At 65.9% G+C, this 23,770-nt stretch carries 22 protein-coding genes and 1 riboswitch; of the genes, 11 read left to right on the top strand and 11 right to left on the bottom strand.

Annotated features, from left to right (window positions below; genetic code table 11):
- Window positions 1-2 precede the first annotated feature (2 nt).
- Window positions 3-503 (top strand): HPP family protein, encoded by a 501-nt coding sequence (locus ACODSK_RS07560; RefSeq protein ID WP_489014999.1) that lies wholly within the window; start codon window positions 3-5, stop codon window positions 501-503.
- Here ACODSK_RS07560 and ACODSK_RS07555 read toward each other — a convergent pair.
- From ACODSK_RS07555 to ACODSK_RS07540, 4 genes are all read right to left on the bottom strand, one after another.
- On the bottom strand, window positions 491-1,672 hold the full coding sequence (locus ACODSK_RS07555; protein ID WP_489015217.1) for a PepSY-associated TM helix domain-containing protein: 1,182 nt from the start codon (window positions 1,670-1,672) through the stop codon (window positions 491-493). The genes ACODSK_RS07560 and ACODSK_RS07555 overlap by 13 nt on opposite strands.
- Before the next feature lie 62 nt (window positions 1,673-1,734).
- Complete coding sequence (locus ACODSK_RS07550; protein WP_489014998.1) at window positions 1,735-4,209, bottom strand: TonB-dependent siderophore receptor; 2,475 nt, start codon at window positions 4,207-4,209, stop codon at window positions 1,735-1,737.
- A gap of 113 nt (window positions 4,210-4,322) precedes the next feature.
- Window positions 4,323-5,261 carry a FecR domain-containing protein gene (locus tag ACODSK_RS07545; protein WP_489014997.1) on the bottom strand — a complete coding sequence of 313 codons (939 nt, stop codon included), beginning with the start codon at window positions 5,259-5,261 and terminating at the stop codon, window positions 4,323-4,325.
- 4 nt (window positions 5,262-5,265) lie between these two features.
- A complete protein-coding gene (locus ACODSK_RS07540) occupies window positions 5,266-5,778 on the bottom strand; it encodes a sigma-70 family RNA polymerase sigma factor (protein ID WP_489014995.1) in 513 nt (170 codons plus the stop codon).
- 296 nt (window positions 5,779-6,074) lie between these two features.
- Between ACODSK_RS07540 and ACODSK_RS07535 the strand changes: the two genes are divergently transcribed.
- Window positions 6,075-6,731, top strand: coding sequence for a TetR/AcrR family transcriptional regulator (locus ACODSK_RS07535; protein ID WP_489014993.1), 657 nt, complete (start codon window positions 6,075-6,077; stop codon window positions 6,729-6,731).
- On the opposite strand, the gene ACODSK_RS07530 is transcribed toward ACODSK_RS07535, so the two are convergent.
- From ACODSK_RS07530 to ACODSK_RS07515, 4 genes are all read right to left on the bottom strand, one after another.
- Complete coding sequence (locus ACODSK_RS07530) at window positions 6,717-7,583, bottom strand: SMP-30/gluconolactonase/LRE family protein (protein WP_489014991.1); 867 nt, start codon at window positions 7,581-7,583, stop codon at window positions 6,717-6,719. The genes ACODSK_RS07535 and ACODSK_RS07530 overlap by 15 nt on opposite strands.
- A 3-nt stretch (window positions 7,584-7,586) precedes the next feature.
- Window positions 7,587-8,153, bottom strand: a complete 567-nt coding sequence (mntP, locus tag ACODSK_RS07525) for a manganese efflux pump MntP (protein WP_489014989.1) — start codon at window positions 8,151-8,153, stop codon at window positions 7,587-7,589.
- A gap of 9 nt (window positions 8,154-8,162) precedes the next feature.
- Window positions 8,163-8,327, bottom strand: a riboswitch (yybP-ykoY riboswitch).
- A 137-nt stretch (window positions 8,328-8,464) separates the two neighbouring features.
- Window positions 8,465-9,364, bottom strand: coding sequence for a proline iminopeptidase-family hydrolase (locus ACODSK_RS07520; protein ID WP_489014988.1), 900 nt, complete (start codon window positions 9,362-9,364; stop codon window positions 8,465-8,467).
- Window positions 9,365-9,461: 97 nt separating this feature from the next.
- The gene (locus ACODSK_RS07515; RefSeq protein ID WP_489014987.1) at window positions 9,462-10,223 is read right to left on the bottom strand and encodes a LuxR family transcriptional regulator; all 762 of its coding nucleotides are present in this window, start codon (window positions 10,221-10,223) and stop codon (window positions 9,462-9,464) included.
- A 204-nt stretch (window positions 10,224-10,427) separates the two neighbouring features.
- Between ACODSK_RS07515 and ACODSK_RS07510 the strand changes: the two genes are divergently transcribed.
- The 6 genes from ACODSK_RS07510 to ACODSK_RS07485 are packed head-to-tail and all read left to right on the top strand — an operon-like array spanning window position 10,428 to window position 16,646.
- Complete coding sequence (locus ACODSK_RS07510) at window positions 10,428-11,315, top strand: proline iminopeptidase-family hydrolase (protein ID WP_489014986.1); 888 nt, start codon at window positions 10,428-10,430, stop codon at window positions 11,313-11,315.
- 3 nt (window positions 11,316-11,318) lie between these two features.
- Complete coding sequence (locus ACODSK_RS07505; protein WP_489014984.1) at window positions 11,319-12,266, top strand: ABC transporter permease; 948 nt, start codon at window positions 11,319-11,321, stop codon at window positions 12,264-12,266.
- Window positions 12,263-13,120 carry an ABC transporter permease gene (locus ACODSK_RS07500; RefSeq protein WP_489014982.1) on the top strand — a complete coding sequence of 286 codons (858 nt, stop codon included), beginning with the start codon at window positions 12,263-12,265 and terminating at the stop codon, window positions 13,118-13,120. Before ACODSK_RS07505 ends, ACODSK_RS07500 begins: the two co-directional genes overlap by 4 nt.
- The gene (locus ACODSK_RS07495; RefSeq protein ID WP_489014980.1) at window positions 13,117-14,103 is read left to right on the top strand and encodes an ABC transporter ATP-binding protein; all 987 of its coding nucleotides are present in this window, start codon (window positions 13,117-13,119) and stop codon (window positions 14,101-14,103) included. The genes ACODSK_RS07500 and ACODSK_RS07495 overlap by 4 nt, the downstream gene beginning before the upstream one ends.
- Window positions 14,100-15,074, top strand: coding sequence for an ABC transporter ATP-binding protein (locus tag ACODSK_RS07490; RefSeq protein ID WP_489014978.1), 975 nt, complete (start codon window positions 14,100-14,102; stop codon window positions 15,072-15,074). The genes ACODSK_RS07495 and ACODSK_RS07490 overlap by 4 nt, the downstream gene beginning before the upstream one ends.
- Window positions 15,075-15,104: 30 nt before the next feature.
- Window positions 15,105-16,646 carry an ABC transporter substrate-binding protein gene (locus ACODSK_RS07485; protein ID WP_489014976.1) on the top strand — a complete coding sequence of 514 codons (1,542 nt, stop codon included), beginning with the start codon at window positions 15,105-15,107 and terminating at the stop codon, window positions 16,644-16,646.
- Between the two features lie 130 nt (window positions 16,647-16,776).
- Here the strand turns inward: ACODSK_RS07485 and ACODSK_RS07480 are convergent, their stop codons facing one another.
- From ACODSK_RS07480 to ACODSK_RS07470, 3 genes are read right to left on the bottom strand one after another with little or no spacing between them, the layout of a single operon-like run.
- Window positions 16,777-17,916, bottom strand: coding sequence for an SGNH/GDSL hydrolase family protein (locus ACODSK_RS07480; RefSeq protein WP_489014974.1), 1,140 nt, complete (start codon window positions 17,914-17,916; stop codon window positions 16,777-16,779).
- A 10-nt stretch (window positions 17,917-17,926) separates the two neighbouring features.
- On the bottom strand, window positions 17,927-19,012 hold the full coding sequence (locus ACODSK_RS07475) for an SGNH/GDSL hydrolase family protein (protein WP_489014972.1): 1,086 nt from the start codon (window positions 19,010-19,012) through the stop codon (window positions 17,927-17,929).
- Window positions 18,999-20,363, bottom strand: a complete 1,365-nt coding sequence (locus ACODSK_RS07470) for an MBOAT family O-acyltransferase (RefSeq protein ID WP_489014971.1) — start codon at window positions 20,361-20,363, stop codon at window positions 18,999-19,001. Before ACODSK_RS07470 ends, ACODSK_RS07475 begins: the two co-directional genes overlap by 14 nt.
- Window positions 20,364-20,551: 188 nt before the next feature.
- Here ACODSK_RS07470 and ACODSK_RS07465 point away from each other — a divergent pair, with 188 nt between their 5' ends.
- From ACODSK_RS07465 to dxs, 3 genes are all read left to right on the top strand, one after another.
- Window positions 20,552-20,794, top strand: a complete 243-nt coding sequence (locus tag ACODSK_RS07465; protein WP_064302083.1) for an exodeoxyribonuclease VII small subunit — start codon at window positions 20,552-20,554, stop codon at window positions 20,792-20,794.
- Window positions 20,791-21,678: a (2E,6E)-farnesyl diphosphate synthase gene (gene ispA / locus ACODSK_RS07460; protein ID WP_489014969.1), complete on the top strand. Its 888-nt coding sequence runs from the start codon at window positions 20,791-20,793 to the stop codon at window positions 21,676-21,678. The genes ACODSK_RS07465 and ispA overlap by 4 nt, the downstream gene beginning before the upstream one ends.
- Window positions 21,679-21,845: 167 nt before the next feature.
- Complete coding sequence (dxs, locus tag ACODSK_RS07455; RefSeq protein WP_489014967.1) at window positions 21,846-23,744, top strand: 1-deoxy-D-xylulose-5-phosphate synthase; 1,899 nt, start codon at window positions 21,846-21,848, stop codon at window positions 23,742-23,744.
- Window positions 23,745-23,770 lie beyond the last annotated feature (26 nt).

Below are 23,770 nucleotides of genomic sequence, written 5' to 3'. Positions count from 1 at the left end.
CCATGAGCCAGTCTCCGCCGGGTACCTCGCTGAACACCGCGCTACCGGTCCGGACCCGTATCGGCCAGCTATTGCTGGCCGGTCTGGGGGCTTTCCTGGCCCTGGGCATCGTCGCCAGCCTCGCCGAGCGCAGTGGCCAGCCCTGGCTGATCGGCTCCTTCGGGGCCAGTTGCGTGCTGCTGTTCGGCTACACCAAGGCGCCGTTCTCACGGGCGCGCAACGTGATCGGCGGCCATCTGCTGAGCAGTTGCATTGGCCTGGCCTGCCTGCATGGCCTTGGCCCCGGCGTACTGCCGATGAGCCTGGCCTGCGCCCTGGCCCTGGTGCTGATGGGTATCAGCGACACCACCCATCCACCTGCGGGGGGCAACCCGATCATCGTGTTCATGATGCAACCTGACTGGAGCTTCGCCCTGGTACCGACGTTGGCAGGCGCGGTACTGCTGACCGCTTTCGCCTGGTTGTACGGGAGAACCCTGCAGGTCTTGCTTCAGCGTAACTGAGGGTCTACAAAGCGCCGGGCGGCAAACCGTCGTGCCCGGCGCTTGCGCCACCAGATCACCACACCGGTGACGCTGAGTACCGCGATGGCGACGCCCAGCACGGCAATCGCTATCCGTCCCGGAAGGCCGAGAATACGCCCGCCGTGGATCGGCAACTGCAATTGCCAGAAGCGCTCGCCGAGGCTGCCGACACCGGGAATCTCGCGGCCGATCACCCGCCCATCCTGGCCGTCGACGAACACCCAGGCATTGCCCTCGTCACTGGCATGGTCACCGAAGCCGGCGCCGAAGAAGTTGTATTCGAAGCTGTAGTAAAGCTCGGTGATCGGGGCGTGCAGGCCCAGGCGATCACCCTCCTCCCGCGCCAGCCGATAAGCCTGGCGGTAGTCCAGGCGCAGCGTGCCCAATTGCGCCTTGGGCAAGCGGCCACGCGCTTCATAGGTGCTCAGCGGCACCTCGGAGAACAGCGACACCACCGGTTTGAACACCTGGGCGGGAAGGTTCATCGCCACGCTGCTCAGCGCCACCGGCGTCAGCAGCAGCCATAGCCACAGGCCACCGGCGCGGTGCAGGTCATGGTTGAAGCGCTGGCGCTTGATCGTCCAGGCCTTGCCCCACTTGCGCCAGAACGACCGGCCACGCGGCAGGGTCAGCCACAGTGAAACCAGGCAGTCGAGAGTCCAGAGCATCGCGACGATGCCCATCAGCCAGATCCCCCAATTACCCGGCAGGCTGAGGCTGTAGTGAAACGTCAGGAGGAAGGGCACCAGGTTTTCCCGGGAGAAACAGCAGGCCCCCCACTCACGTTCGCCCAGGATCCGGCCATCCGCCGGATCGAGGTAGAATACCCGCGGTTGCAACGGGTACGGCTGGCCGGTGGCCGGATCGGTACGCGGCACCGTCGCCAGCAACGCCGAGTGCCCCGCCTCATCCGGTTGCTCCAGATACCAGACCAGGCGTTGCGGGTAGCGCGCCTCCAGTCGCTCGACCAGGTCGGGGCCATCCAGGCGCGGGGTTGCGCCAGGCTCGGTCTGGTAGAACTGTGGGTTGAGCCATTCGTCCAGCTCGTGCTGGAACGCCAGCACGCTGCCCGTGATACCGGCCAGGGCAAGAAACAGCGCCGTCGCCAGTCCCAGGTAGCGGTGCAGCAGCACCAGGAGGTTACGCAGCATGGTGTCGTCTCGTCGCTATACGGGGCCGCCACGCTTGAGCGGGTGGCCCCGTCGGGCCGTCAGAACTTCTGGGTGAGGGTCGCCACGACGCTGCGTTCCTCGCCGAGGTAGCAGGCGGTCGCCGAGTAGCAGGACGCAACGTAGTACTCGTCCGTCAGGTTGTTGGCATTGACCCGCAGCGAGGTGCCATGCAGGCCGAGGTTGCCGAAGTCGTAGCTGACGGAAGCGTCGAACAGGGTGTAGGACGGTACCTTGAAGTCGTTCAGGTCGCTGCCGTAGCTTTCGCCCACGTAGCGCGCGCCGGCACCGATGGTCAGGCCGGCCAGCAGGCCATCCTTGAAGGCGTAGTCGGCCCACAGGCTGGCCATCTGCCCGGGTGTCTGGTACGGCGTGTTGCCCTTGGCATCCACCACGTTGGTGTAGGTGTTGTCGGCAAAGATGTAGTAGGACTTGCTGTACTCCACATCGTTGTAGGTGTAGCTGCCCAGCAATTGCAGGTTATCGGTCAACTGCACCCGCGCCTCGAACTCCACGCCACGGGAATCGATGCCACCGACGCCCTTGTACTCGTAGCTGTCGGTAAAGCTGTTCTCCTTGGCGAACAGGTTCTCCATCTCGATGGTGAAGAACGACAGGGTGTACAGGTCCTCGGTGCCCGGCGGCTGGAACTTCAGGCCGAATTCCCATTGCTCGCCGGTGGTCGGTTCGAGGATCTGCGCGCCATCGGAATAGTTCGAGGTCGGGTTGAACGAGGTCGAGTAGCTGACGTAAGGCGACAGGCCGTTGTCGAACGCGTAGAGCACGCCAACATGGCCGCTTAGCTTGTTGCCGACGTTGGCGTCCTTGGTGCCCTGGCGGTAGTCGTCGATGGACACGTCATACCAGTCCTGGCGCAGACCGGCGCTGAAGTTCCAGCCGCCGAGCTGGATCAGGTCCTGCACATACAGGCCCGCCTGCTTCTGCCGGCGCAGGGCCTCGCTGACGGTGGTCAGCCCGGACAGGTCGTTGGCCGGGTAGCTCGGGTTGAACACGTCCAGCGGGGTGATCGAGGTGTAGTCGCGGTCGTAGCGCACTTTGTTCTTCGAATACTGGTAGTCCAGGCCGGTGACCACGGTGTGCTGGGCCGCTCCGGTGGCAAAGTCGGCCTGCAGCATGTTGTCGACGATCCAGCCATGCAGGTGCTCTTCGCCACCGCTGAAACCACGAGCCAGCTGATTGCTGCTGTCGCTCAGGTAGCCATTGCCCCAGACCTGGCTGTTCTCGGTGGTGGCATCCAGGTAGCGGAAGTTCTGCCGCGCACTCCACACATCGTTGAAGCGATGCTCGAACTCGTAGCCGACCATCTGCTGGGTACGCTTGAATTCTTCCTTGTCCGGGTCGCCCTCGAAGAAACTGGCGGAAATACGCTGGCCGTTGCGCTTGTGCAGGGTGCCCGAGGCCGGCACGCTGCCGTGGTAACCGCCATTGGGCTCGTGCTGCAGATAGGCGTAGAGGTTGAGCAGGGTGTCGTCGTCGAGGTTGATCGCCAGGCTTGGCATCAGGCTGTAGCGGGTTTCCTCGACATGGTCGACCTGCACATTGCTGTCCTTGGCCAGCCCGACCACGCGGTAGGCGATCTTGTCGCTCAGCGGGCCGGTGAAGTCGAAGGCCGTCTGCTTGTAGTCATGGCTGCCGAAGGACAGGTCGATGCGCCCGGCCTGCTGGAACTCGGGGCGCTTGGTGGTCAGGGCGGCGAGCCCGCCCGGGTTGCTGCGACCGTACAGGACCGAGGACGGTCCCTTGAGCACATCGATGCGCTCCAGGAAGTAGGGGTCGATCTGCAGGCTGGTGAACGACCCCGGGTCGCCCATGGACTTGAGGCCGTCGATGATGATGTTGTCCACCGAGCCGTCGTTGATCCCGCGCATGGCCAGGTAATCGTAGCGGTGGGTGCTGCCATAGGGGTTGGTCAGCACCCCAGCGGTGTAGCGCATGGATTCGGCCACGGTACGCGAGCCTTGCTCCTCGATCTGCGTGGCGGTGACCACGGACACGCTTTGCGAGGTTTTCGCCAGCTCCTTGCTGGTCTTGGTCGCCACGCTGCTATGGGTGGCGAGGTAGCCATCCATGCTGCCCAATGCGTTGCCCAGGGCGAACCCCTCGACCGTGGTCGCCGGCAAGGCCAAGCTGCCGGCTTCGTTCAGTTCCACCAGCGAATAACCGCCCTGGGCATCCCGAACCACCTGCAAACCGCTGCCTTGCAGCAGCGCCTGCATGCCGTCCTCGACGCCGTAGCGACCCTGCAGACCGCGGGTCTGCTTGCCGGCGGTGAGCTGCCCGTCCACCGCCAGCAGCACCTGGGCCTCACTGGCGAACTGGCTCAGGGCCGTGGACAACGGCCCCGCCGGGATGGCGTAGCTGCGCAGGGCCTGCTCGGCCTCGGCGGCGTGGGCGATGCCCACCAGCGCCGGTTGCAAGGCGGCCAGCGGCAAGGCCAGGACAGCCGCGCGGATGGCGCGGCGCATTGGGTGGTGAACAGGCGTGGAGGCAGACATGAAATTCCCCAAAGTCTGGTTGGCAATCGAAGCGGGCCGAATCGCCCTTCTGCCCTTGAAGCCAAGCGAGATCGAAAAAGGGGAACCGCACCGGACAGTTTTTTTGCGCGGGATCAGGCCGGCAGGCCAGCGCGAGGTTCGATGCTGATCCACCACGGCAGGCGTCGCACCACCCGCACCGGCAGGCTGGCCTCCAGGGCGGCGAAGATGCGTTCGCGATCGGCCAGCGGGAAAGCCCCCACCAGGCGCAGCCCCGCCACGCGGGGATCGCAGCCCAGGTGACCGCGCTGGTAGCGCGACAGCTCCGCGACGAACTCGCCAAGGGGCATGTCGTCGGCCTGCAGCACGCCATGGGTCCAGGCCTGCTGGGCAGGACGCAGCGCCACCGGAGGATCGATCCGGGCCCGGTCGAAGACGGCCTGTTGCCCCGCCACGAGGCGTTGCAGGCGCACGCCCTGCACCTCCAGCGAGCCGCTGTAGACGGCCACCCGGAAGCCGTCCTCCAACTGGCGCAGGCTGAATCGCCCTTCCGCCACGTGCAGGCGCGCGCCTTCGGTGTCCAGCCACAGCGGACGAGCATCGGCCGCCAGTTCGACCAGCGCCTCGCCGCGGTACAGCACCATGTGCCGGCGGGTACGGGTGAAATCCACGTCCAGCGCAGTGTCGGTGTTCAGCCACAGGCGGCTGCCATCGTCCAGCCGGCGCTCGGTCACCTCGCCCACCGAGGTCCGCTGGTTGGCCTGCCAACGCTGCCATGGCAGTTCGCGACCGCCCAGGCCGAGCAAGCCGATGCCACCGACGATCGCCAGGCTCTTGAGTACCTGGCGCCGCCCCGGCCCACGTGCCTGCAACGCCGTGCTCGCGGCCTGGCGCTGGGGCAGGCGCTCGAACTGGCCGCTGATGCTCTCGACCCGTACCCAGGCCTGGCGGTTTTGCGGGTGCGCCTCCAGCCACTGCTGCCAGGCGAGCCGCTCCGCCTCGCCGTGCTGGCCGCGCAATACCGCGAACCACTCGGCAGCTTGTTGCAACACCAGGAAATCGGGACTGCTCACCGCCTCAGTCCGCCGCCAGCAGCAGGCAATGCAGCATGGCCTGGGCCATGTACTTCTTCACCATGCGCTCGGAAACCCCGAGTTTCACGGCGATCTGCCCGTAGGTCAGGCCATCGAGCTGGGCCATGAGGAAGGCCGCGCGCACCTTGCCCGGCAGGCTGCGCAGCATCGCGTCGATCTGCAGCAGGGTGGCCATGATCAGTTCCCGCTCCTCCGGCGACGGTGCGTACTGCTCCGGCTGCAGGGCCAGGGACTCCAGGTAGGCGCGCTCGATGGCCTGCCGGCGCCAGTGGTTGACCAGCAGGGAGTGGGCGATGGTGGACAGGTAGGCACGCGGATTGCGCAGCGGCGAGAGGTCGCGCTCCTTGCTCAGCAGGCGCAGGAAGGTGTCCTGCATCAGGTCGGCGGCATTCTGGCTGCACCCCGTGCGCTGGCGCAGCCAGCCATGCAGCCAGCCGTGATGGCTGAGGTAGAGCTGCTGCAAGGCTTGCTGACGGGAAAGCGCGCTGGCGGCCATAGGAAGAACATCCACTATTCGCAGTCGAAGACGCGCGAATGGTAATGCCTCTCATATGCGATCCGCCAGAAAATTCTCAGCCGTGCCATCGCCATCCGCCGGGTTGCACCCGCTGCCCCAGGCAACTCACTCCGACCGTGATTCGCGTTGTCCGCAGCGCCCGGATTCACCTTGAGGAGACCGTTATATAGAAAACGATACAAGGCTCTTATGCCTACGCTATATAGTTTTGTATATTCCGAATCCCGACCCGCCGTGCATCCCCCGGCGCTGTCGGTAAAAACAAGGAATTCGCGATGTACATCATGCCTTTCGACCCGCGTCTCGATGCGCCGCGGACTGCCAGCAACACCCCCGCCGACGACTCCGTGCGCCGGACCATCCTCAACGCCGCCAGCGAAGCCTTCGCCGAGAAGGGCTACGCCGCGACCAAAATCGCCACCATCGCCGAGATGGCCGGGCTGCCGAAGTCCAACGTGCACTACTACTTCAAGTCGAAGGAGAACATCTACGCCAAGGTGCTGGAGGACATCGCACCGTCCTACCTGACCGCGTGCATGCCGGTGCTGGAGGACGACGAGACACCGATCGAAGCCCTGACCCAGACCCTGATCCGCATGATCCGCCTGTTCGAGCGCCAGCCATTCGCCTCCAAGGTGTTCATGGCCGAGTTGCGCGAAGGTGCGCGGCGCCTGCCCGGCGAGTTCTTCACCCGCTGGACGACGCAGACGCAAAGGAGCCTGGCCGGTATCCGCCAGTGGGTAGACCGCGGGCTGCTGGCCCCGGTGGACCCGGAGCACGCCCTGCTGACCATCTGGGCCATGGCCCAGTCATGCGTCAGCCGCGGCTGGCAGTTGCCCGGCCTGCGCGGCGAAGACATGGACTACGACGCAGCGGTCAGCAATGCCGCGCGCCTGATGCTGCGCGGCCTGATGCCTTCAGCCCCGCGGTGACGGCGGCGGCAGCAATTCGAGTACGCGGTCGCGACCACCCTCGGCCACCAGGTAGGTGCCACGGTCGGTCGGCACGATCGACTGCGGAGCCTTGAGGAACGACAACACGGTGCGCTGCTCGCCCTGGTGGTCCACCAGCAGCAGGCGCGCGCGGTGGGTCGAATCCTCGCTGATCCACAGGCCGCGCTGATCGCACATCAGGAAAGTGGGCTGGTTGAGGCCGCTGAGCACCACCGGGTCGCTGCGGTCCTCGGTCAACTGGCGTATCACGCCGGTTTCCTTCTCGCTGTAGAGCAGACGGCCGTCGCGGCAGCGTGTGATCGATTCGGTCTCGGTCAGGCCGTCGCGCAGCACGGTCAGCGAACCGTCGCTCCAGCGATAGCGCATCAGCCGGCCATCGCCCTTGCGGTCCTCGATGGCATACAGGTCCTCGCCATCGTTCCACAGGCCCTGGACGTTGTTGCCGGTGAACAGCGGCGTGACCTGGCCGTCCTTGAGCAGGCTCACCGGTGCATCGCCGACTTCCTGGCTGAACACCCAGCCGCCCAGGGCGGGGGTCATGCCGTCGGGCTTGGACAGGTTGCCCACCAGGGTTTCACGCTGACCATCGGGACGGATGCGCACGATGCTGCCTTTGCTGCCGCGCAGCTCCTGGCTGACCATCAGCGAGCCATCGGGCAACGGCACCAGCGACGCCGCCTTGGGCACTGCCCTGAAGGCCACCTGATAGCTCCACTCGCCCGACGCCTGCACCGGGTAGAAGCTCTGCCAGGCAAAGAAACCCAGCGCTGCAAGGATCAACGCGGCAACCGCCAGCAGCAGCTGATGCAACAAAGAAAAGCTTCGAGTCATGGGTCAGACCGCCGTCAGGTGTTCATAGAGAATGGTCGCGCCCACCAGCATCAGCACCACGCCGCCAACGATCTCGGCGCGCTTGCCCACAACCGCACCGAGCACCCGGCCGAGCATGACGCCGAGGGTGACCATCACGCAGGTAGCCATGCCGATCGCTGCTGCTGCGACCAGGATATTCACGTTGACGAAGGCCAGGCCGACGCCTACAGCCATGGCATCGATGCTGGTGGCAAAGGCGGTCACGGCGAGTATGAAAAAGGAATGCTGGGTGGCTTTCTCTTCGGTTTCGTCTTCGTGCTTGAGACCGTTGTAGATCATATGCAGGCCAAGTGCCAGCAGCAGGCCGAAGGCGATCCAGTGGTCCCAGTTTTCCACGTATTGCAGCGCGACCTGACCGATGCCCCAGCCGATGATCGGTGTCATGGCTTCGATCACGCCGAAGATCAGGCCGGTGCGCAGGGCTTCGCTGAAACGTGGTTTATGCAGGCTCGAACCTTTGCCGATGGCCGCTGCAAAGGCATCGGTGGACATCGCCATGGCGAGGAAGAAGAGGGAAATCGGGTTCACGGTTGCAATCCAGTCGGGCTATGAGTCAACGACGCAGCCACACGCCCGACTTCAGGCATGGATGCATCGTTGGTCTCGCCAACCCGAAAGGTGTTCACGCCACGGCTGCTGCCGAGAATGTTGACGCGAACGCTCATGACCGAGGGTCAGGAGCAGGCTACTCCCCAACTAAGGAGCGCCACTATAGGCAGCTGTTTGTGAAAAAAACATCAAAGAAAAAAGACGATTCCCACAAAAAATGCGGATCAGGTTGGGCCAAGGACTGCTCTGCAGCCGCTGGCCCTACCCGATACGCGAAGGGGAAATCGGGGTTACAGGTTCTCGTCGAGGAAATTCACCACGGTACCCATGCACGCCACCCGCTCCTCGACATGGGGCATATGACTGGAGTTCTCGAACAGCGCCCAGCGGATCCCGGGGATGATGTCGAGGAACGGCTTGACCACCAGCGGCGTGGCTTCGTCGTAGCGCCCGGAGATCAGCAGGCACGGCACGTCGATCTTGCCCAGGCAGTCGAGGACGCTGAGGTCCTTGGTGCTGCCGATGATGTGGAATTCGTTCGGGCCGGCCATGGCGTGGTACACGCTCGGATCGGCATCGACCTGCTCGAAGGTGCGTACCACTTCGTCCGGCCACGGCTCCAGGCGGCACACATGACGTTCGTAGAACACCCGGGTGGCGGCGATGTACTCGGGGGCGTTGTAGTCACCGGTCGCCTCGTGGCGCAGCAGGGTTTCCTGCACTTCCGGCGGCAGCTCGGCGCGCAGGCGATTGGCTTCCTCGACCCAGATACGCATGTCCACCGGCGAGTTGGCGATCACGAAGCAGCGCAGGCCGGCCGGACGCTTGGCCGCGTGCATGCTGCCGAGCATGCCGCCCCAGGACTGGCCGAGAATGGCGTAGCGCTCCTGGATACCCAGGTGGGCCAGCAGGTTGTCGAGTTCTTCGAGGAACAGCTCCGGCGTCCAGAACGACGCCGGCTTGTCCGGCAAGTGGGTGGAATGGCCGTTGCCCAACTGGTCGTAGTGGATGACCGGATAGCCTCCGGCGGCGACATCCTTGTAGGCATCGACGTAGTCATGGGTGCAGCCCGGACCGCCATGCAGGATGACCAGCGGGGTGCGCCCGCAGTCGAGGTCACCGGTGATGCGGTACCAGGTCTGGTAACTGCCGAAAGGGGCAAAGCCTTCACGCGATTTGATGAGTTCCATTTCATCGGGCTCCGTGCGAATTGTAGGGCACACCTTACCGGCCCCGTCGTGCGGACATAACTAGAGAATTCTCTAGGTTTTCGCGAAATTTCCGGTATCAGTCGTCCAAAAGCCGGTAATGCACGGCACGGGCTACCGCTTGTACGCGATTTTTTGCACCAAGCTTGTGCATGGCCGAGGTCAGGTGCAGGGATATGGTCGCCAGCGAGCGGTTCAGTTGCTCGGCGATCTGCCCTGCCGTCAGGCCTTCGGCAGCCCAGCGCAGGCATTCCAGCTCGCGGCGGGTGAGGCGGATGCTCTTGTTCGCGCCGTCCTTTATAAGCAACGGATGGGCGGCTTCCTGCAGGGCGTGGGCGAGCAGGCTGAAGTCGGCGAGATGATGGCGGGCCTCGGCCAGGTCGCGCTCGCTGGTATGGGCACGCAGGCCGGTCAGGGTGGCCAGGCCGCCCCGGGGCAGGTGCATGGGGATGGTCACCCCGCAGGTCAGCCGGGCATCCTGCAGATAGCCGCTGACCGGCGCGTGACGACGGTCGAGATAGCGCTGCAGGACGGTCTGGTCTTCCGGCCGATAGGACCAGACGAACGGCGAAATGGAGGAAATGGCCAGGTGCTGCACCGGGTCGATCTGGTAGTAGCCCTCGCCGCACCAGAGGTCTTCCCAGTCGCCGGGGGTGTTGCGCACGCTCACCACCGTCGGGGTCAGCACTTCGCCAACGTGGTCCAGCGGCACCGTCGTGTAATCGTAGGACAGGGCGTCGAAGCCCAGTTGCGCGGCCAGCTCCGTGGCAGCGTCCATCTGCTCGTCAAGGCTCCTGCCAGACAACAGACGGGTATTGAGATCAGCCAGTTTGGCCTGCATTCCTTTGCACTCCCTGTGTGTAACTCCCTGTTTGTAATTCCCTCTGTACAGCCCTGCCGGATTTCCATCTTGAAGTCCGCCACGTAGAATGCCACGGCTCGGCGCGGGACTGCCAGACGAAACCTATAGGAAATACTAGCTTGTAGGCGGAGCATTCTCCTGCGCAGGGTATAGCCGTATGCCATTGCCAACAGGAGAGTAGCGATGTGGCGTGAGATCCAACCGGACCAGCAGTTCAACGTATCGGTCGATGGCCATAATCTCGTGGCGTACAGCTACGGCGAAGGCGACGAGGTACTGCTGCTGCTCAACGGCGGGCCCGGCCTGCCCTGCGACTACCTGCGCGACGCCCATGCCTGGCTCAAGGACAAGGGCTACCGGGTGGTCACCTTCGACCAGCTCGGCACCGGCGCCTCCGACCGCCCTGAAGACCCGGCGCTGTGGACCATCACCCGCTACGTCGCCGAAGTGGAGACGGTGCGCCAGGCCCTCGACCTAGGCCGCGTGCACCTGCTCGGGCATTCCTGGGGCGGCTGGCTGGCGATCGAGTACGCCATCCATCACCCGCAGGCCCTGAAAAGCCTGATCCTGGAAAACACCGCCGCCGACATCCCGCACCTGACCAGCGAACTGGACCGCCTGCGCGCCGCCCTGGGCAGCGAAACCGTGGCGATGATGCAGCGCTTCGAAGCCCTCGGCCAGCTCGACCACCCGCAGTACCAGGCCGCCATCACCCTGCTCAACTACCGCCACGTCTGCCGCCTCGACCAGTGGCCGGCGCCGGTGCAGCGCTCGCTGGGCGACTGGAACATGGGCCCCTACGGCACCATCCAGGGCCCCAACGAGTTCCTCTACACCGGCAACCTCAAGGACTGGAACCGCCTCAAGGAGATGGGTGATTTCACCATGCCGGTGCTGATCACCACCGGCCAGCACGACGAACTGACCCCGGCCTGTGCCATGCGCATGCAACTGGCGGTAGGCCATGCCGAGCTGCAAGTGTTCCGCAACAGCAGCCATATGCCGTTCTACGAGGAACCCGAGGCCTACTTCCCGGTGTTGCTGGATTTCCTGCAACGCAACCGGGGCTGATCGATGAACCTGGCGCGCTACCGTTTCGTCCTCACCCGCCCGCTGCAACTGCTGCCCGTGCTGTTCGGCATCAGCCTGATCACCTTCGTGCTGGTGCGTTCGATTCCCGGCGACCCGGCGCGGGTGCTGCTCGGCTCGCGCAGCACGCCGGACGCGATCCAGAAGATCCGCACCCAGTTCGGCCTCGACGAGCCAATCTGGGTGCAATACCTGTATTTCCTGAAGAACCTGCTCAACGGCGACCTCGGCCAGTCGCTGCTGTACCGGGTCGATGCGCTGAAGCTGATTGCCACGCGGATCGAGCCGACCCTGATGCTGGTGGCCGGCAGCGTGATCCTCGCCCTGCTGATCGCCGTGCCGCTGGCGAGCATCGCCGCGCGCAACAAGGGCGGCTGGAGCGACAACCTGATCCGCCTGTTCACCACCGCCGGCCTCGGCCTGCCGGCGTTCTGGCTGGGGCTGATGCTGATCCTGCTGTTCAGCGTGCACTGGGGGCTGTTCCCCGTGTCCGGCTACGGCCGTGAATGGCCGGACAAACTGCACCACCTGGTGCTGCCCTGCCTGACCATCGCCCTGGCGCTGTCGGCGGTGCTGGTGCGCAACCTGCGCGCCAGCATGCTCGTGGAAATGCAGGCCGATCACGTCACCGCCGCCCGCGCCCGCGGCCTCTCGGAAAACGCCGTGTTCCGCCGCCATGTGCTGCCCAACTCGATGGTGCCCACGGTCAACCTGCTGGCGGTCAACATCGGCTGGCTGATCAGCGGCACGGTGGTGATCGAAAGCCTGTTCTCCCTGCCCGGCGTCGGCCAGTTGCTGGTGCGCGGGATCTTCACCCGCGACTACATGGTGGTGCAGGGCGTGGCCATGGTCCTGGCTTGCGCCACGGTGGCGGTGAACTTCATCGCCGACGTGGTCACCACCGCCCTCGACCCGCGGGTGAAGCTGCAATGAGCAGTTCCAGCCTTGCCGTTCCGGTCCGCTGGCGCCTGCGCTGGAACCTCGGCGACGGCCGCCTGACCCTGTTCTTCGGCCTCGCCATCGTCTTCGGCTGGGGCCTGCTGGCCCTGCTCGCCCCTTGGGTCGCGCCCTACGACCCGCTGTTGCAGAACAGCGAGCTGCGCCTGGTCGCGCCGAGCCTGGCGCACCCGTTCGGCACCGACAACTTCGGTCGCGACATCCTCTCCCGGGTGATCTGGGGCGCCCGCATCGACCTGCAGATGGCGTTGATCGGGGTGATCTTCCCGTTCCTGCTGGGCACCTGCATCGGCGCGATTTCCGGCTATGTCGGCGGGCGCCTGGACACGGTGTGCATGCGCCTGATCGATATCGTCCTGGCCTTCCCCTTCCTGGTGCTGATGCTGGCGATCATGGCCATCCTCGGCCCAGGACTGGGCAGCTTCTACATCGCCATGGCCCTGGTCGGCTGGGTGTCCTATGCCCGCTTGATCCGCTCGCAGATCCTTATCCTCAAGGAAAACGACTTCGCCCTGGCAGCCAAGAGCCTGGGCTTCAGTCACCGGCGCATCCTGTTCCGCCACCTGATGCCCAATGCGCTGTTCAGTTCGGTGGTGTTCTGCATGTCCGACGCGGTGCTGGTGCTGCTCAACGGCGCGGCGGTCAGCTACCTCGGCCTCGGCGTGCAACCGCCCACCGCCGAGTGGGGCACGATGGTTGCAGAAGGCCAGAGCTTCATCACCAGCGCCTGGTGGATCTGCACCTTCCCCGGCCTGGCCGTGGTGACCCTGGCCATGGGCTTCAGCCTGCTGGCCGACGGCGTCGCCGAACGTCTCGGAGACCGCTCATGAGCACAGCCCTGCTCCAGGTGGAAGACCTCAGCGTGATCGCCCGCGTCGGCCAGCGCGATATCGCCGTGGTCGATCGCCTGTCGTTCAGCCTCGACGAAGGCGAGATCCTCGGCCTGGTGGGCGAGTCCGGCTCGGGCAAGACCATGGCCTGCCGTGGCCTGATGCGCCTGCTGCCGTCGCCCACCTTGCGCCTCGAAGGCCGCGCCGTGCGCCTGGCCGGCAACGACCTGCTGCGCCTGGACGATGCCGGCATGCGCCGGGTGCGCGGCGGCCAGTTGGGCATGATCTTCCAGAACCCCAGCAGCCACCTCGACCCGCTGATGCGCATCGGCGAGCAGATCGCCGAGGGCATCCGCCTGCACCAGGGCGCCTCGCGCCGGGAAGCGCGGGCCGAGGCCATCGAGGTGCTGCGTCAGGTGGGCATCCCCGACCCGCAGTCCCGTGTGGATAACTACCCCCACGAATTCTCCGGCGGCATGCGCCAGCGGGCGATGATCGCCGTGGCCCTGGGCTGCAACCCCAGGGTGCTGATCGCCGACGAGCCGACCACCGCGCTGGACGTCACCGTGCAGGCGCAGATCCTCCGCCTGCTGCTGGACCTGCGCGACCGCCGCGGCCTGTCGATGATCCTCATCAGCCACGACCTCGGCGTGATCGCGCAGACCTGCGACAGCATTGCGGTGATGTACGCCGGGCGCCTGTGCGAGCACGGCAGCAAGGCCGAGATCCTCGGCCGCGCGCAGCACCCCTACAGTGCCGGCCTGCTCGCCTGCCACCCGGCGGCTGACAGCGGCGAGCGCCTGATGAACACCATCGGCGGCCAGCCACCGCTGCTCGGCGCCATGCCCGACGGATGTCGCTTCGGCCCGCGCTGCACCCAGGCCACGGCGATCTGCCGCGAGCGCCTGCCGGAGCTGCGCGAGACCATTCCCGGCCATCGCCTGGCCTGCCATACGCCCCTGCTGGCCGGAGAAGCCTCATGACCACGCTGTTGCAGGTCAAGGACCTGCAGGTGCAATTTTCCGCCGCCGGCAGCGGCCTGTTCGGCCTGCGTTCGCGCAAGGTCAACGCGGTCAACGGCGCATCGCTGCAACTGGCCGCCGGGGAAACCCTCGGCCTGGTCGGCGAGTCCGGCTGCGGCAAGAGCACCCTGGCCCGGGCTGTACTGCACCTGACCCCGGTGGCCGGCGGGCAGGTGCTGTTCGACGGCATCGACATGGCCCATGGCAGCCCGGTCGACATCGCCCGTCTGCGCCGGGAAACGGCGATGATCTTCCAGGACCCGTACAGCGCCCTGAACCCGCGCCAGCGTATCGGCGACATCCTCGCCGAGGTACTGCGGGTGCAACGCAAGGTACCGGAGGACAAGGTCGCGGCGCGGGTCGTCGAGCTGCTCGAACTGGTCGGCCTGCGCGCCGAACTGGCCGGGCGCAAGCCGCGCTCACTGAGTGGTGGCCAATGCCAGCGGGTGGGGATTGCCCGGGCCCTGGCGGTCGAGCCGCGGCTGATCATCGCCGACGAATGCGTCGCTGCCCTGGACGTGTCGATCCAGGGCCAGATCATCAACCTGCTGCTGGAACTGCGCGAGCGCATGAACCTGGCGCTGCTGTTCATCACCCATGACCTCACCGTGGTGCGCCGGCTGTGCGACCGGGTGGCGGTGATGTACCTGGGGCGGATCGTCGAGGAAGGCCCGGTGCAGGAAGTCTTCGACGCGCCGCGCCACCCGTACACCGCCGCGCTGATCCAGTCCATCGCCGACATCGATCCGGCCCGCCGCCTACCCGCGCAACCGCTGCCGGGCGAGCCACCGAGCCCGCTGCAACTGCCCGACGGCTGTGCCTTCCACCCGCGCTGCCGGCACGCCCTGCCCGCTTGCCGGGACGACGCGCCACCGACCCATTCCCTGGGCGCACGGCACTACACCTGCGTCCATGCGGAGCCGCTGTTCTGATTCAACGACAACATCAAATGGAGCTTGAGCATGAAACCCGGAGCATTGAAGTTACTCACCGCCGCCCTGCTGGCCGCCAGCGCCCTGACTGCGGGCATGGCCCAGGCCGCAGGCGTACTGACCATCGGTTGCCGTGAGGAAAGCACCACCTTCGACCCGATCAAGAGTGCGCAGAACCGCGACAGCTGGGTGTTCGGCAACGTCTACGACGTGCTGGTCCGGGTCGACAACAGCGGCACCAAGCTGGTGCCGGGCCTGGCGGAGAGCTGGAAGGTGTCCGACGACGGCCTGACCTACACCTTCAAGATGCGCGACGCCAAGTTCTCCGACGGCTCGCCGATCACCGCCGAGGATGGCGCCTTCACCCTGCTGCGTATTCGCGACAACCCGGGTTCCATGTGGTCCGACGCCTATAAGGACATCGCCGACGCCAAGGCCGTCGACGCCCACACCCTGGTGGTGACCCTGAAGAGCAAGTCGGTGCCGTTCCTCTCCCAGTTGAGCACCGCCAACCTGTCGATCGTGTCGAAGAAGGCCATGGAAAGCATGGGCGAGGAAGCCTACGCCCAGCAGCCGGTGACCTCGGGCGCCTTCCGGGTCAAGGAGTGGTTGCGTGGCGACCGGGTCATCCTGGAGAAGGACCCGAACTTCTGGGAAGCCGACAAGGTCAGCCTGGATGGCGTCGAGTGGATCTCCATTCCCGACGACAACACGCGCATGCTCAAGGTCCAGGCCGGCGAGCTGGACACGGCGATCTTCGTGCCGTTCTCGCGGGTAGACGAGCTGAAGAAAGACCCGACCCTGACCATCCACAGCGACCCGTCGACCCGCGAAGACCACCTGCTGATCAACCACTCCAAGGGCCTGCTGGGCAAGCAGGAAGTACGCGAGGCGATCGACCTGGCGATCGACAAGAAGGCGCTGGTCGACACCGTCACCTTCGGTCACGGCGAAGTCGCCTACTCGTACATTCCCAAGGGCGCGCTGTACCACAACGCCAATAACCTGCAGCGTCCGTTCGACCCGGCCAAGGCCCGCGAACTGCTGAAGAAGGCCGGCGCCGAGGGGCTCAAGGTCAACTACGTGGTCAACGCCGGCAACGAGGCCGACGAACAGATCGCCGTGCTGGTGCAGAAGCAACTGAAGGACGTCGGCATCACCGCCAACCTGCAAAAGGTCGACCCGACCCAGAGCTGGCAGATGCTGGTGGACGGCGACTACGACCTGTCGGTGATGTACTGGACCAACGACATCCTCGACCCGGACCAGAAGACCACCTTCGTGCTCGGGCATGACTCCAACGAGAACTACATGACCCGCTACAAGAACGACAAGGTCAAGGACCTGGTCGCCGCGGCGCGCCTGGAAAGCGATCCGGTCAAGCGGGGTCAGATGTACACCGAGCTGCAGAAACTGGCGAAGCAGGACGTCAACTGGATCGACCTGTACTACAGCCCGTACATCAATATCTCGCGCAGCAATATCGAGAACTTCACGCAGAACCCGCTGGGGCGCTTCACTCTGGAAGAGACGGTGAAGCTGGAGCCGGGGGTCAAGACCGCCAAGAACTGAGTCGCCACCGGGGACCGCTTTGCGGTCCTTTCGCCGGCAACGCCGGCTCCCACAGGGTCCGCGGCGCTCGCGATACCTGTGGGAGCTGGCCGGGCGGCGATCCGATTGCCAGCGATGAGGCCGCCTGGGCCTACCGCAATCCCATCTGCCCGCGCAGGAAGCCATACAACCCCGCCGCACTCTTGCGATACCCTTCCGCCGTCAGGTGGATCAGATCCCCCTGCGCCAGCCCCTGGCCCTGCCATTGCTCGATCGAGCACGCCCCGCCCATGAACGCCTGCCAATCCCAGAACAGCGCGCCCACCGTCTTCGCCACTTCGCGCTGGCTAGTGACGATTCCCTCCAGCGCCTGCGGCACCCGGGCCGCGCAGCCCTGGGCGCCGCGCTGGCGAATCGAGTCCGGCGGCCCGACCAGCACGATCACCGCCCGCGGCAATTGCCGGCGCAGCTCACCCAGGGTCTGGGCCAACTGCTCACGGTATTGCGCCTGGTCGAACGCAGGATCGAAGGCTTCATTGGTGCCATAGGCCAGCAACAGCAGGTCCGGGCGCAGCCCTTTCAGGCTTTCCTGCCAACCCGCCTGCCACTTGTCCATCACCCCGAGTTGCGCGCCATTGATACCCAACGCCGACAGGGTCACCCCGGCGTTCTTCTGCCCCTGGATAAACCAGCCGCCCAAGGCCAGCCCGACGGGCGCTTCCACCGAGAGCTCCAGCGGCAGTTGCGCATTGTTCAACAGCGGGCTGAAGCGCCACTCGCCACCCGTGGCGGCGAGCATCACCCGACGATCCGGGTTCTGCCCGTCACGGGCATGCAGGCCGCTGTGCTGCGTGGCCTGGTACAGCGCGGACACCCGATAGCGCTGCTCGCTCGGCTGGCGCGCTTCGATCCGCACACTGGCCTTGTCCACCTGCGGCAGTGCCAGGTAGCCGCCCAAGGGAAACTGCTCGCTCTGCTGATTGCGCGCCGATACCAGCTTCCACTGCGCCTCGGCAGCCTTGAGCACGATCTGCTCGTAGCGCGTCCCCGGCACCGGCAACGCCGAGACCAGGCCGATCCCGCCATCGCCGTAGTCCTTCTGGAACAGCCGGCGCAACTCGCCGCTGAACAGGTCGGCGGCGGTATGCGAGTCGCCGAACTGGACGATATTCACTGGCGCCCGCGCCGCTACCCGCAGCTTGCCGGCGAGCAGGCCGAGGTTGCCGTCGCGGCTGACGGCCTCGACCGGCCCCGCCGCCAACAGACAGCCCAGCAACAGAAGGGAAAACATTCGACGCATCTCAATGCCCCGTCACGGTTGGGCCGGGGAAGCTGATCAGGGCCAGCACCTGGTTGGCGATCAGCTTCTGCCCGGGAATGGTGAAATGGATGCCATCGTCGGCTCGGATGCGCAGTTGCCCGCCCTGGCCGTTGTCAACGGTAGAGGAAAACTCGCCGGCCCGGTAACCGAGCACCGCGTTGGCCGACACATAGTGCTGGCCGTGCCTCTGCGCCTGCTGGCGGTACAACTCGCCCAGGTAGGCCATGGCCGTCGACAGCCGCTCCTGTCGCATGTTCGGCGGGCCGACCCAGATCACCTGCACGCCGCGTGCCTGGGCGTGCTCGAGTACGGCATCGATACGCTGGCGGTAGGCCTGTTCCCAGGCCGGGGTGCGGAAGCGCAGGAATGGCTTGCCCTTGCCCTGAGGCATGTCCCACGGGTCGTTGGGCCCGAGGAAGACCACCATCAGGCGGATCCTCGGGTGTTCGCGCAGGGTCTTCTCCACAGTCCGCGGCCAGTCGAAGAAGCCTGGATAGGCCAGTCCCGTGCTCTGCCGGCTGAGGTTGGTGGTGCGGATGCCGTAGCGCTTGAGCAGGGTATTGGCCAGATGCGGGGCTACGCCTTGCATCATCGAATCGCCGACCAGGAAGACTTCATCGCTGCTGTTCAGGGTGACCTGTGGCGAGGCCTGGACGACCGGCAGCACAGGCGCCGGTTTCGCTACCGCTGCAACAGGCTTGGGTTTCACCGGGGCGGGACTCGGGGTATCGAGAGTCACCGTCACCACCGGGATATTCGGTGCCAGCTCAACCATCGGAGGCGGTGCGGGCTCCGGCGTTTCAGCGACGGCCGCCTGCTGCCCGTCGAGGCTGTCGAAAAAGCGCTCGCGAGCATCGACCAGCGCCTGGTTGAGCTTGCCGCCCAGACGCCACAGCGGGTTGTCGCCCAGCATCGGCAGTTCGCAGCTCTGGTGGTAACGCTGCTGGCAATACAGGTTGAGCGATTGCTGGTTCAGCCAGGCCAGCAGCACGGCGCTGAACAGCAGCGCATAGAGCACCCGCGCCGCGCCCAGTTGGGTGCGCGACAACTGATCAGAACCCGGCATAGATGAACCCCGGCACCCCGGACGGCGCAGCAAAGATGGCCAGGGCCAGGAACAGCGCGAACGGCAGCGGATAGAACTGCCAGGGCAAGTGCGTCGTGGCGGCGAAACCACCGCGCAGCAGCGCGACCGTCTGTGGATAAAGCGCCAGGGCCAGGCTGCATGCCAGCAGCAGCAGGCCGCTGTCGCCGAGCAGGTCCGTGGCGGACAGGCCGTTCAGCATGTCCAGAGCCCCCTCCAGGCTGGTGCTGCGGAAGAAGATCCAGGCAAGGGCCACGTAATGGAACGTCAGCACCCGCGCCAGCCACGCCGGTCCCGTCCAGCCCAGCCGGGCATACAGCTTGTACGCCGCCAGGCCGGCACCGTGTAGCGCACCCCAGATCAGGAAATTCACGCTCGCCCCGTGCCACAGCCCGGACACCAGCATGGCGAGGAACATGTTCAGGGTCGCCAGCCAGGCCCCACGGCGATTGCCGCCCAGGGGGATATACACGTAGTCGCGGATGAACGTGGACAGGCTGATATGCCAGCGCATCCAGAACTCGCGCAGGTTGCGCGCGACATAGGGCACATCGAAATTGACCGGCAGGCGAAAGCCCAGCAACAGGGCGATGCCGGTGACCAGATGGGTATAGCCGCTGAAGTTGAAGTAGATCTGCAGGCTGTAGCCATACACCGCCAGGAGGATCTGCGCCGGGGTGAAGTTGCCCGGCGTTTCGAACACCGGATCGACCCACTGGCTGCCCAGCCAGCCGCTGAGCAGGAACACCTTGACCAGCGCCAGGGCGATCAAGCCCAGCGCCCGCTGCGGCTCCAGCACCTGGCGCATGGCCGTGGTGCGGATCTGCGGCAGCATCTCGCCGGCACGATTGACCGGCCCGGCGACCAGGCTGGGGAAGAACGCCAGGTACAGGGCCAGGTCCAACGGCGGCACCGGGTCCAGTTCGCGGCGGTTGATCGACACCAGGTAGCTGACCGAATGGAAGGCATAAAAGGAAAAGCCGATCGGTACCAGCAGCTGCAATACCGGCGGCGACAGGCCCAGCGTCGCCTGGACCCCGGCGGCGAACAGCTCCTGGTACTTGAACAGATAGAAACCGCCAAGCACCAGCGCCAGCACCGCCGCCGTCACCCACCAGCGCCCCGGCCAGATCGCCGCGGCCAGGCCGAGCAGGTACACCAGCAGGGTGTAGCCGAACAGCACGTACAGGGCCCACGGGCTGAAACTGGCGACCAGCCCGTAGCTGCCCGCCAGCAACAGGATGTTCTGCAGGCGCGGGCTCCAGCACAGGCTCCAGTAGACACTGAAGAAGAGGATGAAACACAGGCCGGATTCGATCGAGAGAAGGCTCACAGCCTGATCCATGTGGCAAACGAAAGAAGGAATGCCCCCGGACGCTGAGCGGGCGCGATTATGGCAGAGGGCCATAAGTGGCGACAACGCAGGCCCCGGAATACGACCGGCAACCCGCCGCTGATTTGCCCCGACTGCCCTGCTCTGCTAGTGTCGCGCCGTTCCGAACCGCCACCGAGACAGACGCCATGGCCCGAAAAAAAGCCGCCATCGATTTCGAACAATCCCTCGCCGACCTGCAAGCCCTGGTCGAGCGCCTGGAGAACGGCGAGCTGTCGCTGGAAGACTCGCTGACCGCCTTCGAGCAAGGCATCCGCCTGACCCGTGACTGCCAGGGTGCCCTGACCCAGGCCGAGCAGAAAGTGCAGATCCTGCTGGAGCGTGACGGCGAACTGGCCGCCGAGCCCTTCGACGCGGAACAGGCCGAATGATCCGCGCCTACCAGACTGCTTGCCAGGCGCGCGTCGATGCCGCCCTGGAGCCGCTGTTCCAGGCGCCCTCGGTGGAACTCACCCGGCTCTACGAAGCCATGCGCTACAGCGTGATGAACGGCGGCAAGCGGGTCCGTCCGCTGCTCGCCTACGCCGCCTGCGAGGCCCTCGGCGGCACTGCCGAACAGGCCAACGGCGCGGCCTGCGCGGTGGAGCTGATCCACGCCTACTCGCTGGTGCATGACGACCTGCCGGCCATGGACGACGACGATCTGCGTCGCGGCCAGCCGACTACCCACAAGGCCTTCGACGAAGCCTGCGCGATCCTTGCCGGTGACGGCCTGCAGAGCCTGGCCTTCAGCGCCCTGCTCGATCCGCGCCTGAGCCAGCAGGGTGACGCCACCCGCCTGGCCATGGTCCAGGTCCTGGCCAAGGCGGCGGGCCCTGCCGGCATGGTTGGCGGCCAGGCCATCGACCTCGGCTCGGTGGGCCTCAAGCTCGACCAGAAAGCTCTTGAATTCATGCACCGGCACAAGACCGGCGCGCTGATCGAAGCCAGCGTGCGCCTCGGCGCCCTGGCCAGCGAGCGTGCTGGCGAAGCCGAACTGGCGGCCCTGCAACAGTACGCCCAGGCCATCGGCCTGGCGTTCCAGGTGCAGGACGACATCCTCGACGTGGAAAGCGACACCGAGACCCTGGGCAAGCGCCAGGGCGCCGACATCGCCCGTGACAAGCCCACCTACCCGGCCCTGCTCGGCCTCGACGCAGCCAAGGCCTACGCCCTGGAACTGCGCGACCAGGCCATCGAAGCAGTGCGGCCGTTTGACGCAGCCGCCGAACCGCTGCGGGCGCTGGCGCGCTATATCGTCGAACGGCGTAACTGATTTGTAGGTCCTAATCGCTGGCAAGCCAGCTCCCACAGGTACTGCATGCACCGGACCTTGTGGGAGCTGGCTTGCCAGCGATTAGGACCTCACGGTTACCCCAAAATGGGCAGTCTCTCCCCAATGGGGTAAACTGCCGCGTCTTCAAACCTATAACGACTCGCCTGATGCCCACGACGTTTCAAGAGATCCCCCGCGAACGCCCGGTCACGCCATTGCTGGACCGTGCCGCCACGCCCGCCGGCCTGCGGCGTCTGGCCGAAGCCGACCTGGAGAACCTGGCTGACGAACTGCGCCAGGAGCTGCTCTACAGCGTCGGCCAGACCGGCGGCCACTTCGGTGCCGGCCTGGGCGTCATCGAGCTGACCATCGCCCTGCACTACGTCTTCGACACCCCGGACGACCGGCTGGTGTGGGACGTCGGGCACCAGGCCTATCCGCACAAGATCCTCACCGGCCGCCGCCAGCGCATGAACACCCTGCGCCAGAAGGACGGCCTGGCCGCCTTCCCGCGGCGCAGCGAGAGCGAATACGACACCTTCGGCGTCGGTCACTCCAGCACCTCGATCAGCGCTGCGCTGGGCATGGCCATCGCCGCCCGCCTGCGCAACGAGTCGCGCAAGTCGATCGCAGTGATCGGCGACGGCGCCCTCACTGCCGGCATGGCCTTCGAGGCGTTGAACCACGCCCAGGAAGTCAACGCCGACATGCTGGTGATCCTCAACGACAACGACATGTCGATCTCGCGCAACGTCGGCGGCCTGTCCAACTACCTGGCCAAGATCCTCTCCAGCCGCACCTACGCGAGCATGCGCGAAGGCAGCAAGAAAGTGCTGTCGCGCCTGCCCGGCGCCTGGGAGATCGCCCGTCGCACCGAGGAATACGCCAAGGGCATGCTGGTTCCCGGCACCCTGTTCGAAGAGCTGGGCTGGAACTACATCGGCCCCATCGACGGCCACGACCTGCCGACCCTGATCGCCACCCTGCGCAACATGCGCGACCTCAAGGGCCCGCAGTTCCTGCATGTGGTGACCAAGAAGGGCAAGGGCTTCGCCCCGGCCGAGGTCGACCCGATCGGCTACCACGCGATCACCAAGCTGGAACCCGTGGACGCCCCCGCCGCCGCGCCGAAAAAGGCCGGCGGACCGAAGTACTCCGCAGTGTTCGGCCAGTGGCTGTGCGACATGGCTGCCGCCGACGAACGCCTGGTCGGCATCACCCCGGCGATGAAGGAAGGCTCCGACCTGGTGGCCTTCAGCGAACGTTATCCACAGCGCTACTTCGACGTGGCGATCGCCGAGCAGCACGCCGTGACCCTGGCCGCCGGCATGGCCTGCGAGGGCTCCAAGCCGGTGGTGGCGATCTACTCGACCTTCCTCCAGCGCGCCTACGACCAGCTGATCCACGACGTCGCGGTGCAGAACCTCGACGTGCTGTTCGCCATCGACCGCGCCGGCCTGGTCGGCGAAGACGGTCCGACCCATGCCGGCAGCTTCGACCTGTCGTACCTGCGCTGCATCCCCGGCATGCTGGTGATGACTCCGAGCGACGAGAACGAGCTGCGCCGCATGCTCAGCACCGGCCACCTGTACAACGGCCCGGCCGCCGTGCGCTACCCACGTGGCAGCGGCCCCAACGCGCCGATCGAGGACAGCCTGGAACCACTGGAAATCGGCAAGGGCGTGATTCGCCGCCAGGGCAGCAAGGTCGCCCTGCTGGTGTTCGGCGTGCAGCTGGCCGAGGCGCTGAAGGTCGGCGAAAGCCTCGACGCCACCGTGGTCGACATGCGCTTCGTCAAGCCGCTGGACGAAGCCCTGGTGCGGGAACTGGCTGGCAGCCACGAGCTGTTGGTGACCATCGAAGAGAACGCGATCATGGGCGGTGCCGGTGCGGCGGTGGGTGAGTTCCTCGCCGCTGAAGCCGTGCTCAAGCCGCTGCTGCACCTGGGCCTGCCGGATGTCTATGTCGAGCATGCCAAGCCGGCGCAGATGCTTGCCGAGTGCGGGCTGGATGCTGTCGGCATCGAGGCTTCGGTGCGCAAGCGCATGGAATTGCTGGGGCTGTAAGGGCCTCATCGCCGGCAACGCCGGCT

Source organism: Pseudomonas sp. FG98, from assembly GCF_057808595.1.
This window is presented reverse-complemented; position numbering and strand designations above follow the sequence as displayed.

Coding starts and splice junctions, on each gene's coding strand:
- ACODSK_RS07560 (WP_489014999.1), top strand. CDS start 3: ATGAGCCAGTCTCCGCCGGGTACCTCGCTGAACACCGCGCTACCGGTC.
- ACODSK_RS07550 (WP_489014998.1), bottom strand. CDS start 4,209: ATGTCTGCCTCCACGCCTGTTCACCACCCAATGCGCCGCGCCATCCGC.
- ACODSK_RS07540 (WP_489014995.1), bottom strand. CDS start 5,778: ATGGCCGCCAGCGCGCTTTCCCGTCAGCAAGCCTTGCAGCAGCTCTAC.
- ACODSK_RS07535 (WP_489014993.1), top strand. CDS start 6,075: ATGTACATCATGCCTTTCGACCCGCGTCTCGATGCGCCGCGGACTGCC.
- ACODSK_RS07530 (WP_489014991.1), bottom strand. CDS start 7,583: ATGACTCGAAGCTTTTCTTTGTTGCATCAGCTGCTGCTGGCGGTTGCC.
- ACODSK_RS07520 (WP_489014988.1), bottom strand. CDS start 9,364: ATGGAACTCATCAAATCGCGTGAAGGCTTTGCCCCTTTCGGCAGTTAC.
- ACODSK_RS07515 (WP_489014987.1), bottom strand. CDS start 10,223: ATGCAGGCCAAACTGGCTGATCTCAATACCCGTCTGTTGTCTGGCAGG.
- ACODSK_RS07510 (WP_489014986.1), top strand. CDS start 10,428: ATGTGGCGTGAGATCCAACCGGACCAGCAGTTCAACGTATCGGTCGAT.
- ACODSK_RS07505 (WP_489014984.1), top strand. CDS start 11,319: ATGAACCTGGCGCGCTACCGTTTCGTCCTCACCCGCCCGCTGCAACTG.
- ACODSK_RS07500 (WP_489014982.1), top strand. CDS start 12,263: ATGAGCAGTTCCAGCCTTGCCGTTCCGGTCCGCTGGCGCCTGCGCTGG.
- ACODSK_RS07495 (WP_489014980.1), top strand. CDS start 13,117: ATGAGCACAGCCCTGCTCCAGGTGGAAGACCTCAGCGTGATCGCCCGC.
- ACODSK_RS07490 (WP_489014978.1), top strand. CDS start 14,100: ATGACCACGCTGTTGCAGGTCAAGGACCTGCAGGTGCAATTTTCCGCC.
- ACODSK_RS07485 (WP_489014976.1), top strand. CDS start 15,105: ATGAAACCCGGAGCATTGAAGTTACTCACCGCCGCCCTGCTGGCCGCC.
- ACODSK_RS07480 (WP_489014974.1), bottom strand. CDS start 17,916: ATGTTTTCCCTTCTGTTGCTGGGCTGTCTGTTGGCGGCGGGGCCGGTC.
- ACODSK_RS07475 (WP_489014972.1), bottom strand. CDS start 19,012: ATGCCGGGTTCTGATCAGTTGTCGCGCACCCAACTGGGCGCGGCGCGG.
- ACODSK_RS07465 (WP_064302083.1), top strand. CDS start 20,552: ATGGCCCGAAAAAAAGCCGCCATCGATTTCGAACAATCCCTCGCCGAC.
- ispA (WP_489014969.1), top strand. CDS start 20,791: ATGATCCGCGCCTACCAGACTGCTTGCCAGGCGCGCGTCGATGCCGCC.
- dxs (WP_489014967.1), top strand. CDS start 21,846: ATGCCCACGACGTTTCAAGAGATCCCCCGCGAACGCCCGGTCACGCCA.